The 17,451-nt window shown below is 37.9% G+C and carries 11 protein-coding genes; 8 read left to right on the forward strand and 3 right to left on the reverse strand.

What is annotated here, in order from left to right:
* Positions 1-142: 142 nt before the first annotated feature.
* From DDF69_RS07230 to DDF69_RS07250, 4 genes are all read left to right on the forward strand, one after another.
* Complete coding sequence (locus DDF69_RS07230) at positions 143-4,480, forward strand: CusA/CzcA family heavy metal efflux RND transporter (RefSeq protein WP_114820184.1); 4,338 nt, start codon at positions 143-145, stop codon at positions 4,478-4,480.
* Between the two features lie 6 nt (positions 4,481-4,486).
* A complete protein-coding gene (locus DDF69_RS07235; RefSeq protein WP_114820185.1) occupies positions 4,487-5,638 on the forward strand; it encodes an efflux RND transporter periplasmic adaptor subunit in 1,152 nt (383 codons plus the stop codon).
* A 389-nt stretch (positions 5,639-6,027) separates the two neighbouring features.
* Positions 6,028-7,836 carry a hypothetical protein gene (locus DDF69_RS07240; RefSeq protein WP_114820186.1) on the forward strand — a complete coding sequence of 603 codons (1,809 nt, stop codon included), beginning with the start codon at positions 6,028-6,030 and terminating at the stop codon, positions 7,834-7,836.
* Positions 7,837-8,303: 467 nt separating this feature from the next.
* On the forward strand, positions 8,304-9,248 hold the full coding sequence (locus DDF69_RS07250; RefSeq protein ID WP_114820188.1) for an aldo/keto reductase: 945 nt from the start codon (positions 8,304-8,306) through the stop codon (positions 9,246-9,248).
* A 164-nt stretch (positions 9,249-9,412) separates the two neighbouring features.
* Here the strand turns inward: DDF69_RS07250 and DDF69_RS07255 are convergent, their stop codons facing one another.
* The 3 genes from DDF69_RS07255 to DDF69_RS07265 all read right to left on the reverse strand — a co-directional run bounded on the left by DDF69_RS07255 (position 9,413) and on the right by DDF69_RS07265 (position 13,681).
* Positions 9,413-11,260 (reverse strand): chloride channel protein, encoded by a 1,848-nt coding sequence (locus DDF69_RS07255; protein WP_114820189.1) that lies wholly within the window; start codon positions 11,258-11,260, stop codon positions 9,413-9,415.
* A 123-nt stretch (positions 11,261-11,383) separates the two neighbouring features.
* On the reverse strand, positions 11,384-12,376 hold the full coding sequence (locus tag DDF69_RS07260; protein WP_114820190.1) for an SDR family oxidoreductase: 993 nt from the start codon (positions 12,374-12,376) through the stop codon (positions 11,384-11,386).
* Positions 12,377-12,409: 33 nt separating this feature from the next.
* Entirely contained in the window at positions 12,410-13,681 is a 1,272-nt protein-coding gene (locus DDF69_RS07265) for an NAD(P)/FAD-dependent oxidoreductase (protein ID WP_114820191.1), read from the reverse strand.
* 224 nt (positions 13,682-13,905) lie between these two features.
* Between DDF69_RS07265 and DDF69_RS07270 the strand changes: the two genes are divergently transcribed.
* The 4 genes from DDF69_RS07270 to DDF69_RS07285 all read left to right on the forward strand — a co-directional run bounded on the left by DDF69_RS07270 (position 13,906) and on the right by DDF69_RS07285 (position 17,357).
* Complete coding sequence (locus tag DDF69_RS07270) at positions 13,906-14,898, forward strand: aldo/keto reductase (RefSeq protein WP_114820192.1); 993 nt, start codon at positions 13,906-13,908, stop codon at positions 14,896-14,898.
* A 73-nt stretch (positions 14,899-14,971) separates the two neighbouring features.
* Entirely contained in the window at positions 14,972-15,646 is a 675-nt protein-coding gene (locus DDF69_RS07275; protein ID WP_114820193.1) for a response regulator transcription factor, read from the forward strand.
* 38 nt (positions 15,647-15,684) lie between these two features.
* Positions 15,685-16,044: a four helix bundle protein gene (locus DDF69_RS07280; protein WP_185144325.1), complete on the forward strand. Its 360-nt coding sequence runs from the start codon at positions 15,685-15,687 to the stop codon at positions 16,042-16,044.
* 26 nt (positions 16,045-16,070) lie between these two features.
* Entirely contained in the window at positions 16,071-17,357 is a 1,287-nt protein-coding gene (locus DDF69_RS07285; protein WP_114820195.1) for a sensor histidine kinase, read from the forward strand.
* Positions 17,358-17,451 lie beyond the last annotated feature (94 nt).

Raw genomic sequence — 17,451 nt, forward strand, 5'->3', positions numbered from 1 at the left:
TACATATCAATTAATCCGCAATGCATTGTATTGATGCTTAACCCTTAACCAAAGAGTTACAAATGCTTTTTTGGGCACTTTAAGTTTTGGGAGAATTTCAGCTTTTATAAAGCATTCCGGATTATCAATTAATAGTTTTTCCATGTTAAATAAAATTATTGAGTTTTCTGTAAAGAATAAACTCATCATTGCTCTGTTTACAGTGGCCCTCATCCTTTTTGGAGTCTATGAAACCACTAAACTTCCCATTGATGCCCAGCCGGACATCACCAATAATCAGGTTCAGATCATTACCACTGCTCCTTCTTATGGTGCAGCAGATATAGAACGCCTTGTTACATTTCCTATCGAACAGGCTACCAGCAATATCAGCGGAATAACGGAGCTGAGAAGTTTCTCCCGTTTCGGACTTTCATTAGTGACGGTAGTTTTTGACGATAAGACCGATGTGTATTGGGCTCGTCAACAGGTTCAGGAACGGTTGCAGCTTGTTCAGGACAATATACCAGCCGGAATCGGCAAGCCGGAATTAGGGCCTATTTCAACAGGATTGGGAGAGATTTTCCAATATGTGGTAAGAGCCAAAAAAGGATACGAAAATGTATATGATGAAACAGAACTGAGGACTATTCAGGACTGGGTGGTCAGAAGGCAGCTTCTCGGAACCAAAGGTGTGGCGGATGTCAGCAGTTTCGGAGGAAAGCTGAAACAATACGAAATTGCCATTAATCCAAATAAATTACAGGCGTTCAACATCAATATCAATGATGTTTTTGCCGCGCTGGAAAAGAATAACCAGAATACCGGAGGTGCATATATTGAAAAGAAAGAAACCGTTCTGTTTATCCGCAGCGAAGGACTTCTGGGAAGTACGGAAGATATCGGAAGCATTCAGGTAGCGGAAACGAAAGAAGGTATTCCGGTACATATCAAAGATGTAGCGTCTGTGAAGATCGGTTATGCGACAAGGTATGGCGCGATGACTTATAATGACACCGGAGAGGTTTCCGGAGCAATTGTTCTGATGCTGAAAGGAGAGAACGCCAATGTCGTGATTGGAAATATCAAACAAAGACTGGAAAAAATCCAGGAATCATTACCGGAAGGAGTAGTAATTGAGCCTTTCCTTGATCGTGCTAAAATGGTAAATAACACCATCAGTACCGTAAAAACAAACCTGATGGAAGGAGCTTTGATCGTTGTTTTCATTCTGGTTTTATTCTTAGGAAATTTCAGAGCAGGATTACTGGTGGCTTCCGTTATTCCTTTGGCCATGCTTTTCGCCATTATTATGATGAATATTTTCGGGGTTGGAGGAAATCTGATGAGCCTTGGAGCGCTGGATTTCGGTCTTATTGTGGACGGTGCTGTTATTATTGTGGAAGCCGTGCTGCATCAGCTTGCCCATAAAAAGCATTTTGGAAAAGACAATATGCTCAGCAAGAGAGAAATGGATGATCAGGTTTCCAGCTCTGCGACCAAAATGGTTAACAGTGCGGTTTTCGGGCAGATCATTATCTTAATCGTATATCTTCCGATCTTTACCCTTCAGGGAATTGAAGGAAAGATGTTCAAGCCTATGGCTCAGACTGTTGCCTTTGCCCTGATCGGAGCATTTATTCTTTCCCTGACTTATATTCCGATGATGAGTTCTCTGGTATTAAGCAGAAAGAAAAAAGAAAAAGAGAACATCTCGGACCGCGTCATGGGTAAAGTGGAAACCGGACATCAACGATTACTGATGAAAGCTCTTAAATTCAGAAAAACGATCATCATTGGTGTGTTGATCCTGTTTGCAGGTGCTGTTTTTACCCTTTCCAGAATGGGTGGAGAATTTATTCCGTCTCTGGAGGAAGGTGACTTTGCTGTTGAAATGAGAATTCTTCAGGGAAGTAATATCAATGAAACCAAGAAAGCCACCACACAGGCAGCGCATATTCTTTTAACACAGTTTCCTGAAGTAGAAAAAGTAGTCATGAAAATTGGGAGTGCAGAAATTCCTACGGAACCTATGCCTATGGATTCCGGAGATATGATCGTCGTTTTAAAACCTAAAAAGAAATGGACTTCCGCAACAACATTTCCTGAACTTTCTGACAAAATGAGCAAAGCATTAAGCGTTATTCCCGGCCTCACCACCAGTTTCCAGTTTCCGGTACAGATGCGCTTCAATGAACTGATGACCGGAGCAAGACAAGATGTGGTATGTAAGATTTACGGCGAAGATCTTGACAGTCTTGCCACGTACGCTAAAAAGATTGGAAGCATTATTAACACTGTAAAAGGGGCACAGGATCTATATATCGAGCCGGTAGTAGGCGCTCCACAGGTTGTGATTGATTATAACCGTTCGGAACTTTCCCGATACAATATTTCAGTGGCGGATATCAACAGGGTAATTAATATGGCTTTTGCCGGACAAACTGCAGGAGCACTGTATGAAGGTGAGAAAAAGTTTGATATCGTTGTCCGAATGGATAATGAGCATAAAAAAGATATTACCAGCATTCAGAATCTTTTGGTTCCTACTTCTTCGGGAGAACAGATTCCATTGTCACAATTGGCTAAAGTAGAGCTTAAAAACAGTCCGAACCAGATTCAGAGGGAAGATACTAAAAGAAGGATTATTGTAGGTTTTAATGTGAGAGGAAGAGATGTACAGAGTATTGTGGAAGAACTTCAGCAAAAAGCAGATAAAAACCTGAAATTATCACCGGGCTACACAATTTCTTATGGAGGAGCTTTTGAAAATTTAAATGAAGCCAAGGCCAGACTGGGAATCGCAGTTCCTATTTCGTTAGTGATGATCTTCCTGTTATTATTTTTTGCTTTTGGTTCTGTAAAACACAGTCTGCTGATCTATACCGCCATTCCTTTATCTGCGATAGGAGGTGTATATTTTCTGGCTCTGAGAGGAATGCCTTTCAGCATCAGCGCAGGGGTAGGATTCATTGCCTTATTTGGGGTTGCCGTACTTAATGGGATTGTTTTGATATCAGAATTTAACCGATTGAAAAAGAATGGAATAGCCAACACCAGCAGAATTGTACTGATAGGCACAAAAATCAGACTGCGTCCGGTCTTAATGACGGCTTTTGTGGCTTCACTGGGGTTCCTTCCCATGGCAATCAGCAACGGTGCAGGAGCAGAAGTACAGAGACCTTTGGCAACGGTGGTGATCGGAGGGTTAATGCTTGCAACTCTTTTAACCTTGTTTGTCCTTCCCATTTTATACGTCCTGTTTGAACATATTAATAAAGATAAAATGAAATTCTCAAAAAAACTCAGCTATAAAAAATTGTCTGTTTTCCTGTTGTTAATATCCTTCGGAACTTATCAGGCTCAGGAAAATATTACCTATGATCAGGCTTTGGAAAAAGCATACCAGCAGAATGGTACTCTTAAAAATTCAAAATTAGTCTCAGATTATCAGGAAAAACTGAAAGCCAGCTATCTGGATATTCCACAGACGGAAATTACCGGAGGATTTGGTCAGATTCAGGGTGAGGAAACGGATAATTCATTCGGAATCTCTCAAAAATTCAGTTTTCCAACGGTGTATTCAAAAAGAAAACAAATGCTGGATGCCGAATGGTCTGCCAGTGTCATCAATCAGAATCTTACCAAAACACAGCTTACCAAAGAAGTAACAGACGTTTTCTACAGGATACTGGTGCTTCAGGAGAAGAAAAAAGTGCTTGAATACATCAGCCAGCTTTACAATAATTTTGCAGACAAAGCCGGATTAAGATTAAAAAAAGGAGAAGCCAATATTCTGGAGGAATCCACCGCCGAAATTCAGAAAGAACAGATCAAAGTACAGTTGAATACCCTTGAAAATGATCTGAATATTGCAAAACTTCAGCTTCAATTATTACTACAATCTACAACACCTTATCAGCCCATTGCTGACCAGCCTACGATGAAAATGGGGCTTCAGATTTCAGAAGAAATGGTACAACAGCATCCCGAACTTCAATATCTGCAGCAACAGATCAAAGTGGGAGAGGCAGAAGTACAGCTTGAAAAAAGCAGACTGCTTCCGGATCTGCTTATAGGATATACCAATCAGAGTATGAAAAACATCAATAACAATCGTTTCAATTCAGTTCAGGTGGGCGTAGGAATTCCGCTGTTTACCAAAGGACAGAGAGCTATGGCAAAGGCAGCACAGGCTAAAATTGCCATCTCTGAAAATCAGTATCAGAGAAAAGAAATAGAGCTTAAAAACAGATTGAAACAACAATTGGCTAATTATATGAACCAACAGCAGATCATCGAAAATTATGAACAAAAACAGCTTCCGAAGTCTGAAACCATTCTAAAAACCGCTCAGAAACAGATGGAAGTAGGAGAAATAGATTATCTGGACTGGGTAATCCTGGTGAATCAGGCCGTAAAAACCAAAGCAGATTATATTGATCAGCTGGAAAAGCTTAATCAAACCGGAGCCGAAATTCAATTCTTAATTTCAAAATAATACATCATGCATTTCAAGAATATATCAATATACAGCCTTGCTTTCATCCTTACTTTATCTTCATGCTCAGGAAAAAATGAGGAGGAAAAAACAATTTATGAAAACACCAAATTTTCTAAGAATGACAAAAACTCCGTTCATCTTACAGAAAAACAGATTCAGTCTGTAGGATTAACAACAACCAGTATTCAGAACAGGAATATGGAAAAGCTGGTGAAATTAAACGGAAAGGCAGAAATTGCACCTTCCCACATTAGTTTAGTTTCCAGTATTATGGGTGGGCATATCAAATCAATCAATGTTATTAATGGAAGTCATTTTAACAAAGGGCAGGTGCTTGCAGTAGTAGAAGATCCACAATTTATACAATTGCAGCAGGATTATCTGGTGACCAAAGCTCAGCTTGAAGCGGCAAGATTGAATTTCAACCGTCAGAAAGATTTGAATACAAGCAAAGCCAGCAGTGACAAAACCATGCAGACTGCTCAGGCAGATTATTCTACTTTGAATGCTACTTTAAAAGGGCTTGAGGAAAAACTGAGAATCATCGGAATTAATGCCAAAGGTCTGACTACCGGAAATATCAGAAGTAAAATCAATATTTATGCTCCGTTTACAGGTTTTGTAAGCAAAATTCTGGTGAATAACGGACAGTATATCAACCCCGCAGATACTTTATTTGAATTGATCAATCCGGCTGGATTACTTTTAGAACTCAAGATTTTTGAAAACGATGTGAATGATGTAAAAGTAGGGCAGGAAATTTTGGTGTACAACAATCAGAATCCTGACGTGAAATCCAATGCAAAAATTATCAGCGTAGTTCCTAGTATTGAAAACGGAGGTTCTGCAACGGCAATTGCCAGATTATCTTCTGTGAACACGGAATTTGTAAAAGGAATGTACGTGAATGCCGAAGTGAATATCAGCAGCCGTTATACAATGGGACTTCCAAACGAAGCCGTGGTGTCTTTTGAAAATAAAAATTATGTTTTTGAAGATCTTGGAAAATCCAATTACAAAATGATTCCTGTAGTGACCGGAATCGCTGATGATCACTTTACAGAGATTTTAAAAGCCGATTTTTTAAAGGATAAAAAAATTGTTCAGAAAGGCGCTTACAGTCTTCTGATGATGCTTAAAAACAAAGCTGAATAGTATTAAATAAATTCTATATCATTAAAAAAGATCATTCTTTTGAATGGTCTTTTTTATTTAATATGACTAAAAAATAAACGTAAAGTTATCACAGTTACGTATATAAAGTAAAGAGTGCAAAGGGAGAATCAATTTTATCGATTTATTTATGCAAATGTATAATCATAAAGCTTCTTCAGCGACACAGTCGCACTTCTTTGCCTTCTCAAAATGAGCATCTGAACCATTGTTACTTTGCGTTAACGAAAATAGAAACATGACATTTGACATGTTTTACATATTGATAAATACTATTTAACGCATAATTCATTTTAAAATAATATTTTTAAGAAGTGAATAGTTGTAAAGGATTTTTAGATGAATAACAAAAGAACTTTTATCAAAACTTTATGACACAAAAACCTTTGCACAATTTCCATATTCCAGTAATGGGTCTGGCTTACACTATCGACAGCCCGATTCGTGTTGCCCAGTATGGAATTTCTTCCGTCATCTCTATTATTGATGATGAAATCCTGGAAAAAATGAAGAACTTTTATAACAAAAAGTTCAACCTTGACTATTTCGGGATCTCAACAAAAACAGAAGATTACAGAGCAAAAAGAGTTACCGCTTATCTGGATATGGTAGATGATATCGTGAATGAAAAATTTGAATCTTTCAAACAGGAAATCAGCAAAAACAAGGAAGCTTTGAAGGATTTCATAGCTATGCTTCCGAATACTTCAGATCTAAAAAACAGCTTACAACATTTAATCCATCAAAAGGAGAACTGGAGTTCCAATATTAAAAACTTCATTGAATCGAATTTAAAGCCGGGAAGTATTGATGTCAATATCATGACGAAAGTAGATAAAGACAACTATCAGAATAATGAACAGCTTCCTGTGATGTATAACGATGCACATGCCTCACTGCGCGGATTTGCCAAAAGCAAATTATCATCATCAATGGTTCTTTCTGCAGGGATGAATCCCCGTTTGTACAGCTATATGGAGGAGTTTGAAGATTTTTTCCCGGACGAAAACGGAAACATCAAAAAGAAAATTATCCTTAAAGTAAGCGATTTCCGTTCGGCTATGATTCAGGGGAACTTTCTGGCCAAAAAAGGATTATGGGTTTCTGAATACAGAATAGAATCCGGATTGAATTGCGGAGGCCATGCATTTGCTACTGAAGGAATGCTTCTCGGGCCCATTATGGAAGAATTCAAGCAGAAAAAAAACGATCTGATACAATCTGCTCATGCCTTAATGACGACTGCTTTGGAACAAAAAGGAAGATATGTAGTTTCCGAACCTTTAGAAATGAAAATCACTGTTCAGGGTGGAGTAGGAACTTCTGAAGAACATGAGTTTTTATTGGCTAACTATAGCGTAGACAGCGTAGGATGGGGTTCCCCATTTTTACTCGTACCCGAAGCGACATCGGTAGATACAGAAACCAGAAATTTACTTGTACAATCCCAAGAGCAGGATTTCTATCTGAGTAATATTTCGCCATTGGGAGTGCCTTTCAATACCGTAAAAGGGACATCTAACGAAGTATTGAAGTTTGAAAAAGAAGCAAAAGGGAAATATGGAAGTTCTTGTCCTAAAAAACTTCTCGCACTCAGCAAAGAATTTTCTCCGGAAGGAACCTGTACCGCTTCCAGAAAGTATCAGGATATCAAACTGAAAGAACTGTTCGAAAACAAGCAAACCTTGACCGAAAAGGAATTCAATAAAAGAAAATCCGAAATTACCGATAAAGCCTGCCTTTGTGTAGGACTTGTGAATGCAGCATACATGGAACAGAACCTTGAAATTAAAGGTGAAAAGCAAGGCGTGGTGATATGTCCCGGACCGAATATTGCCTTCTTTGATAAGGAAGTTTCTCTTTCGGAAATGGTACAACACATCTACGGAAACAATAATATTCTTTCAGATAATCAACGCCCGAATATGTTCATCAACGAATTGAAAATGTATGTGGATTACCTGAGAAAGGAAATCACCGAATGCACTGTACAGATTACCCATTCGCAGACAAAAAAATGGAATGCTTTCAGGAAAAATGTTCTTGAAGGGATAGCATATTATCATGAGCTTTTTACAGCATCATCATTCTTCAGCAACGGTTTATCAACCATCCATCTTCAATTACAGGAATATAAACTTCAGCTTATTGCTATTGAGATTCCGCAGGTTGAAAAATAACCGTATTTTTAATTGATAGATAATAAAAACAGCTTTTACATGGCTGTTTTTATTTTTTTAGTTACTAATTAAATCACATGTATTTTGTTAGAGAGGCACAAAAGCGTAAGAGCATTTCAACTTTGATCAATGTGAGATTTTAAATAGACAATATGATATAAATTTTTCTCGCAGATAAAACAGATTACGCAGATATTGATATTTAAATCAGCGTATTCTGCAAAATCAGCGTGAGATAAAAAATAAACTATGATGTAATCAATTTTATAGGAGATAAGATTTTGCGTCTTAAAACAGTTAGCTTTTAATTTATTTGCTCCTTTGCGATTTTCCAACAATGGCATTAATCAAAAAACTGAGGAAACATCAGCATTCCCATTTATAATAACTATAGGCAGAATGGCTATTTTGAATATTCCCCAGGCTTAATATTTCTTACCTTAGAGGTCACTTAATAAATTATTTTTATGGAAAAAAGAAAAATCAAAAACACCGATTTATCGATTGCCCCAATCAATTTCGGAGGAAATGTTTTTGGATGGACATTGGACGAGAAACAGTCTTTTGATATACTGGACCGCTTTACTGAAGCCGGATTCAATTTTATAGATACTGCAGATACCTATTCATGGTGGGTGAACGGTAAAGGCGGACAGTCTGAAGAGATCATCGGAAAATGGATGAAAAGCAGAGCGAACCGTAATGACATTGTTCTGGCAACCAAAGTAGGTTCAGAAACGAAGGAACATGGTTATGATATCAGCAAAAAGCATATCCTTAAATCTGTAGATGAGTCTCTGCTAAGACTTCAGACGGATCATATTGATCTTTACTACACGCATTTTGATGATAATACCACTCCGGTGGAAGAAACGCTTTCAGCTTATGATGAGATTATTAAAGCGGGAAAAGTACGTTATATTGCGGCTTCCAACTTATCTCCGGAACGTTTGAAAGCATCATTTGAAGCTGCCGAAAAGAATAACCTTCCCAAATATGTTGCCTTACAGCCTCATTATAATTTAATGGAAAGAGAAGGCTTTGAGCAAAATTATGCTCCTCTGGCAGAACAGTTTGACTTAAGTGTATTTCCGTATTGGTCACTGGCGGCAGGTTTCTTAACAGGTAAATACCGTGATGAAGCAGATCTGGCAAAAAGTGCAAGAGGTGAAGGGGTAAGAAAATATTTAAACCCTAAAGGACTTGAAGTTCTAAAAGCACTGGATCAGGTAAGTGCAAAGCATAATACTACACAAGGAACGGTTTCTTTAGCATGGTTATTATCCAATCCTTTAATTACAGCACCTATTGTAAGTGCGACCAGTGCCTCACAGCTTGAAACAGTCTTCAATGCGCCAAAACTTATTTTGGATCAGGAGGATATTGAGCTGCTGAATAACGCAAGCAACTAATTTTCTCGACTTTCATTATAGACTAAAATGAAATCCGTTCATTGCTGAACGGATTTTTTATGATGTGACGAGGCTAACCACCCCGTCAAAAATTCTTTGAATTTTCGCCACACCTCCGGAGGAGGGGAATGGAGTTCTTCAGTTGTGATATTCTACTTTGAATATTAATCGGAATATTCCTTCAAAAGCTGTCTGTAGCTCATTAATATGGAAGATTTTGAAATAAAACCGATAAAATCATTATGGTCACTTACTACAGGTAAATTCCATACTCCCGTATCATCAAAGGTCTGAAGGATATCCAGTGGTTTATTTTCGCGGTGCAGAACAGCTGGCGGAGCTTTCATGATCTGCGCAACCGTCTGCGAGGTTTCCGTTTCTTTGTTAAAAAGATATGGTCTTATATCATCTAATGTAAGAACTCCTCTCAGTTTTCTGTTTTCATCCACAACGGCGAAAATATTTTTATCCCCGTTCTTTACCATTTCAAACAGTTCTGTAACGGATGCATTTTCATTAATGGTCTGTGAATATTTATCAATAAAATCTTCTGTTCTTAAGGCAAAAAGAAGGTTTTTGTCATGTTTATTTGTGAAAATTTTTCCTTCATCTGCCAATGATTTTAATTCCGGTGAAATTGGGGAGAACCATTTGGCAATAAGGTAAGATATGATGGAGGCAATCATCAGAGGGATAAACAAATCATATCCGAAACTTGACTCTGCAATCAGAAATATAGCCGTAAGCGGGGCATATAGCACACCACTCATGGCACCTGCCATTCCAACCAGCACAAGATTCGTTACCGGAACATCTGTAAAACCAATATGCTGGCAAACCAATGCAAATAAATAGCCCAAAGTTCCTCCGGCAAAAAGAGAAGGAGCAAAGTTTCCGCCGTTCCCTCCGCTAAAGATCGTGAATGAGGTGGCAAATGCCTTTAAAAGCAATACCAGAACTAAAAATATAATAATGGTCCAGTCTCCGATCTCAAAATACCTGAAAAAACTGTTTTCAATAATAGAGTAGGTATTTCCGTTGGTAAAAGCTTTTACCGTTTCATATCCTTCCCCAAACAACGGTGGAAAAAGAACACATAACAGGGAAAGTACAGCGCCTCCAAACATGGCTTTACGCATTTTAGAGAGCTGAAGCCCTTTTATAAAATGCTCTACTTTTTGAGAAATAATCACAAAATAACGGGCATATAACCCTGTAACAATTCCCAAAATAAGATAATACGGAACATTTTTATAGTTGAACGGATCTCTGGTGTAAAATCTGAAAAGAACATCTTCCTGAAGCAAAATCCTTGATAAAAGGCTTCCGCAGACTGCAGCCACAACCAGCGGAATAAAATCTGTGAAGACTACTCCGGTTAAAAGAATTTCAAAGGCAAACATAATCCCGGCAATAGGAGCATTGAAAGCAGACGCAATCCCGGCAGTAGCACCAGCAGCCAGCAACAACGTACGTTCTTTATAACTCAGTCTGTAGGTCTGCGCATAATTGGAACCAATAGCAGCTCCGGTAACGGCAATAGGGCTTTCCAATCCTGCCGAGCCTCCCAATCCTACGGTAACAGCACTTTGTATCACCTGAGAATACATTTTAACGGAGGCCACAATACTGGAATTCTGTGCAATTTCGTATAAAATAGCCCCAATACCTTTACGATCCTGACCTTTGAACAAAGTCAATACAATCATCGTTGTCAGAACAATTCCTAAAAAAGGAAAAACAATATAGAATAAAATCTGATATTCAAAATGAACTTTATTCGTAATAAAATAATGAATATTGTGCACCAGGGTTTTCAGGATAACTCCCGCAAGGCCAGCTGTGCAGCCTACCAGAATTCCGGAAAGAACAAGAAACTGATTTCGGCTCAGCCTGTTGTTCAGCCAGTGCAGAATAAGTTCATAACTGCGTGCTTTTTCAAGTCCGTATTTTTGGAAATCTCTTTTAAATTTAAGGAAACTAAGGTATTTTTTTTTGTTGTGAATTTTCACCGTCGAAATATTTTACACTATCATCAGATTGATACAGCACCGTAAATTTATGAAATATATCACAAAAAATATAGTAAAGAGACTTTTTCAAAATATATCGATGACTGTTTATTTCTATCAGTCTTATCTTATTTCTTTAGATTTTCCTGAAAAAATCAATCCAACGGCCAGTGCTCCAAGGAGTCCTGCGCCTGCCAAGATTAATGGTTTCTTTGGAATAGAAAATAATGTTTTTCCGTCAATTCTCATATTTCCTGTTGAAGGGTTCTGTACATTTCCTCCGGTATTTTCATCTTTATGGGCTTTTTTCATTAGCATTCTCACCCCAGCGGAAGATGCATAACGTATTATTCCGGGAAACATTTCATATAAGTTCTTAAAAACTACTGCTGACCAATCCGGATAAGAAGCTTCCATTGGATTTTTGGCTGTTTTTACAATTGAAGCTGCTAGTTTACGAGGATCAAACGCTGGAGGAGGTGTACTGAGTTTTATTCCTGAATAATTAGCCGCATGGTCTATTCCTGAAGATTTCTGAAAACCGGGGTAAAGTGCGCAGATATGAATATCAGGAAAGTCTGAAACCTCTCCCTGCAATGTTTCTACCATTCCGCGGACTCCAAATTTTGAAGCAGTATAGGCTGTTCCATAAGGTGCGGGCATCCATCCTCCGATAGAAATATTATTCAGGAGAACTCCTTTTTTCTGTTTTTTAAAAACAGGAAGTACCGCATGTGCCGAATGCATATATCCCAAAAGGTTTGTTTTAACAATCTGATCACTGACATCAACCGGAATTTCCTCAAACTTACCAAATGCAAGCACTCCCGCATTATTGACCCAGTAATCAATTTTTCCGGTGAATTCAAGGGCTTCTTTTACAAGGTTCTGAACATCTTCTGCAACAGAAGTATCGGTAGGGACGGCAAGCACTGTAGCTCCCAGTTTTCTGCATAATTCAGCGGTTTCTGTAAGCGCTTCTTCTCCTCTTGCTGCCAGCACAAGATCAGCTCCCTGCTCTGCAAAAGCTTCTGCCGTAGCCTTACCAATTCCGCTTGAAGCACCTGTGATGACAACTGTTTCTCCAAAAAATGGAGGTCTTCTTTGATTTTTCATAATATGATAGATTTAAGTGTTCTTATTTTTTTATCATGATCCGTTTTCTGTATTTCTTTTTGGAAAGAGGATCAGCCTGATGGATGGGTTATTGGTGATAAACAACCGGAACCAGTCCATCGCCAGCTGAAGTTTATTTTTAAACCCTACCAGCGGAATGATGTGAATGAAAAGCCAGGTAAGCCACGCTATAAAACCGTTAAAAGAATTTTTCGGAAGATCTACAACCGCGTTGTATTTGGATATAATGGCCATACTTCCTTTGTCATTGTACCGGAATTGCTCCAGGACCTTTCCGTCTTCTATCCGTTTAAAATTGGCAGCGAGGTTTTTACTCTGCTGAATGGCGACCTGAGCAAGTTGAGGATGTCCTTTAGGATATTTTTCTTCGGAAAGCATCAGACAAATATCTCCCAACGCATACATATTGGTAGTTCCGGTTACTTTATTATAGTCGTCCACTAGTATTCGTCTGCCTTTTCCAATGGTTTCTTCCGGTAATCCGGGGATTTCTTTTCCAATGACTCCTGAAGTCCAGATCAGGGTTTCGGTTTCGATAGAGCTTCCGTCACTTAAGATGACTTTATTATCCGTATAATCCTTTACAGAAACATTGAGAAGAATTTTCACCCCTAATTCTTTCAACTTATCATAAGCCGTTTTCTGAGCCAGTTGGCTCATGGGCGAAAGTAAAGTAGGCAAGGCATCAATAAGATAAAGATTGGAAAGGCCCAGCTTGATTTCCGGATATTCTTTCTGAGCAATATATTTTCCCATTTCTGCCAGCATTCCTGCCAGTTCTACTCCTGTGGGTCCACCTCCTGCAATAACAATATTCTGAAGTTTTTCGGCTTCTTTAATATTTTTATTTCTGGCCGCTTCTTCCAGCGTGAGCAGAATATGGTTTCTGAGATACAGGGCTTCTTCGATATTTTTCATAGGAAGAGCACATTTTTTCACGTTTTCCATTCCGAAAAAATTAGACTCAGTGCCCAATGCCAGCACCAGATAATCATAGCTGAGATTTCCGGTATCTGTTTCTATCGTCTTATTTTCCGGATATACTCTGACCAGACTTCCCATGTGAAATTTCACATTTTTATTGTTTGAAAACAGTTTTCTGAAAGGATAACTGATATTGGAAGCTTCTATAAACGAAGTAGCTACCTGATAGATAAGCGGAGGGAAAAAATGATAATTGTTTTTGTCAACAAGGGTTATTCTGAACCTTTTATCATTCCTGAGAGATTTGATAAGATTAATGCCCGCAAATCCTCCTCCTACGATTAGAATATGCTTTTTCATAGTATGTGATTATTTCAAATGGTGTACTGAATTTCATTCAATAACAAGACCAAAGGAGGTATAAAACAAATATTTAACATAATATACAAATTGCTGAAACAGCCTAAATATCAGCTCTCATTAAGAATTTCAGGTTTCAGCAGGTATTTTCTTTTTAACGTTTCATCCGGTATCAGCACGATGTTTGTACTTTACTGCTTATCCAACACTTTAAATATTCATCTATGAAATCACACATTTTAACAGAAAAGCACCAACTGGGAATAGGGGGTGTAGCAATAGGAACAGCTTTTGAAAATATTACAGATGAACAGGCTTATGAAATTCTACAGACAGCCTGGGAAACCGGAATCCGGTATTATGATACGTCTCCCTGGTACGGATTGACCAAAAGTGAAAGAAGATTTGGACATTTTCTTAAAGATAAAGACAGGGATGATTTTATTTTCTCAACCAAAGTAGGAAGACTTTTTCATCAGGTTCCTGAATCCGATGTTCCGCCAACCATGTGGAAAAAACCTCTTGATTATGACTTTTTTCATGATTATACGGCCGATGCCGTAAAGAAATCTATCGAAGACAGCCTGGAAAGAACGGGGTTGAGTCGTATTGATATTGTTTATATTCATGATCTGTCTGAAGATCAGGTAGGAGACCGTTATCCTTATTTTCTGAAACAGGCAAGAAACGGAGCTTTTAAAATTCTTTCTGAACTTCGCAGTCAGGGTGTTATAAAAGCATGGGGAATGGGTGTTAATAAAATTGAACCTATTTTAGATTGTATTGAATCTGCTGATCCGGATATCTGCCTTTCGGCAACACAATATTCTATTCTGGAACATGAAGATGCTGTGGACCGTCTTCTTCCTGCAGTTAGAAAAGCAGGGGTGAAACTGGTTTCGGGAGCAGGATATAATTCAGGATATATAGCAGGAAGAGAACGTTATAATTATAAAGATGTGATTCCGAAGGGAATGCATGAAAAGAGAGCCAGAATGACTTCCATTGCTGAAAAGTATAATATAAGTCTTATTGATGCCGCGCTGCATTTTGTACTGGCCGCAGATGAATTTGCTTCCATTATTCCGGGAGCCAGCCAGCCTGACCAGGTAAAAGACAATCTGAAGGCTCTTAATACCAAGATTCCGACCGAATTCTGGAAGGAATTGAAAAATGAAGGACTGATTTATGAGAAGGCACAGATTCCAGAGGAATAACATATTTTCATTTTTCATTCTTTAAATAGTTTAAATTCAAAATTTCTTCTAAATTTAATGATAGATTTATCGCATGAAAATTCTTATCATTGAAGACGAAGCCGAACTTGCACAAAGTATTTCCGAATATCTGTCCGGAGAAAATTATCTCTGCGAATCTGCCAGAACGTTCGGTGAAGCTATGAGTAAAATAGAAGCATTTGATTACGACTGTATTTTACTGGATATTATGCTGCCGGACGGAAATGGCCTTACCATTCTTGAAGCACTAAAAAAGCAACAGAAGCAGGACGGAGTGATTATTATTTCTGCAAAAAATGCCCTTGATGATAAAATTGAAGGATTAAAACTAGGTGCAGACGATTATCTTACCAAACCTTTTCATCTTTCTGAGCTTATGGCAAGGGTTTATTCTATTATCCGGCGGAAGCAGTTCAGCAGTTCTAATGTGGTAAAACAGAATGAACTTAAGATCGATTTATTGGCAAAAACTGTTACAGTAAATGATGAACTTATTTCTCTGACCAAGAAAGAATTTGATCTCCTCATTTATTTTATCGGCAACAAAAATAAAGTCATCTCCAAAAGTACCCTGGCGGAACATCTTTCCGGAGATTTTGCAGATATGCTGGACAATCATGATTTTGTTTATGCTCATGTAAAAAATCTTAAGAAAAAGCTCTATGATGCTGGATGCGGGCATTATCTTAAAACAGTGTACGGAACGGGGTATAAATGGGAAAGCTAGAGTAATTATGAATGATGAGTTATAAATGATGAATTGTTATGAGTGAAAAGAAAAATGTGCTGAAAGATAAAAGTTTTGGTTTTGCGATAAGGATTATTAATCTTTACAAATATCTTGCAGCTGCTAAGAATGAATATGTTCTGAGTAAGCAGTTGTTAAGAAGCGGAACAGCAGTAGGAGCCTTAGTAAGAGAATCACAAAATGCTGAAAGTAAAGCAGATTTTATTCATAAACTGGCTGTTGCTAAAAAAGAATGTGATGAATCTCTTTACTGGATTGAGCTTTTGTTTCAGACAGATTATTTATCATCCACAGAATATGAAATCATCAATAATGAAGCCACAGAAATATTAAAAATAATCCGAAGCATCACCATTACAACAAAAAATAAATCATAACTCATAATTTATAATTCATCATTATTGTGAAGCCTCTACTCACCAAAACTACCAAACCCTTTTTGATCTACGTACTTATTGTACTGATGATCAGTATTCCTGTGTATTATTTTGTGGTGGATACGATCTGGAAAAATGAGCTGGATGAGCACAACCAGATTATTGTAGAAAAAACGGCTTATGAATTCAATCAGCTGCAGCTTTCAGAAGAAATGCTTAACAAAAGCCTTGCATTATGGAATCATATCCAGCCCGAAACCAATATTGAAAGAATTTCTACCAGCCAGGTAAAGCGGGACAGTGTTTATACATACGAAAGGCATCTGCCTTTTATTTCGGAACAGAAAAAAGAGCGTTACAGATGTCTTAAAAAAGTAATTTACATTCATGGCAAACCTTATCTTTTTACCATAGAGACCAATATTGAGGAATCTCATGAAACCATAGCCGTTATTGCCATTATTACTATCTTCTTTTTTGTGATGATTGTGGTTGGGCTGTTATATCTAAACAGAAGGCTTTCCTCATCTATCTGGAAACCGTTCAGAGGCACATTGGATCAGTTAAAGAGTTTCAACCTTAACAGTCAGAATACGATAGAATTTCCGGCTTCTGATACTGCGGAGTTTGAAGAACTCAATCAATCTCTATATAAACTTATAGAGCGTAATGTGTCTACCTATAAAACCCAGAAAGAGTTCACTGAAAATGCTTCCCACGAATTGCAGACTCCTCTGGCTATTATTAAAAACAAACTGGATCTTCTGCTTCAGGATCAAAACCTTACCGAAAAGCAATACAGCATTGCAGAGGATATGAACAGAGCACTCACAAGAAGTTCCCGCATCAATAAAAACCTTTTGCTGCTTGCTAAAATTGATAATAACCAGTTCGACAGTTCGGAAGCTATTTATTTTGATCATTTGCTTCATCAAAGCATTGATATTCTCAGAGAACATTTTGAGCAAAAAAATATTTCAGTTACAGAACATATTTTAAATGGAGTACAGGTAATCGGAAATAATATTCTGACAGAAATATTAATCAATAATCTTATCATTAATGCCATTCGTCATACGGCTGTCGGAGGCAGCATTTCTATACAGCTTACCCATTCTGTTTTTGAAATTTCCAATTCAGGGACTGAGAAACTGAATACGGACTTCTTATTCAAAAGATTTTCAAAACTTTCAACGGATAACAGCGGAAGCGGGCTGGGCTTGTCTATCATTCAGGAAATTTGCAGGTTTCATCATTGGACTATCAGTTACAGGTTTGAAAATCAACAGCATATTTTCTCCGTTAAATTATAGTTAAAAAAATCGCGGTTTCCCGTAATTCTAAATTTCTTCTAAATCGGTTTGCACCTTTGTATTGAAAACATACTGAGGTATAAATTGTATTAAG

This window comes from Chryseobacterium sp. KLBC 52, assembly GCF_003347605.1.
Lineage (GTDB): Bacteria > Bacteroidota > Bacteroidia > Flavobacteriales > Weeksellaceae > Chryseobacterium.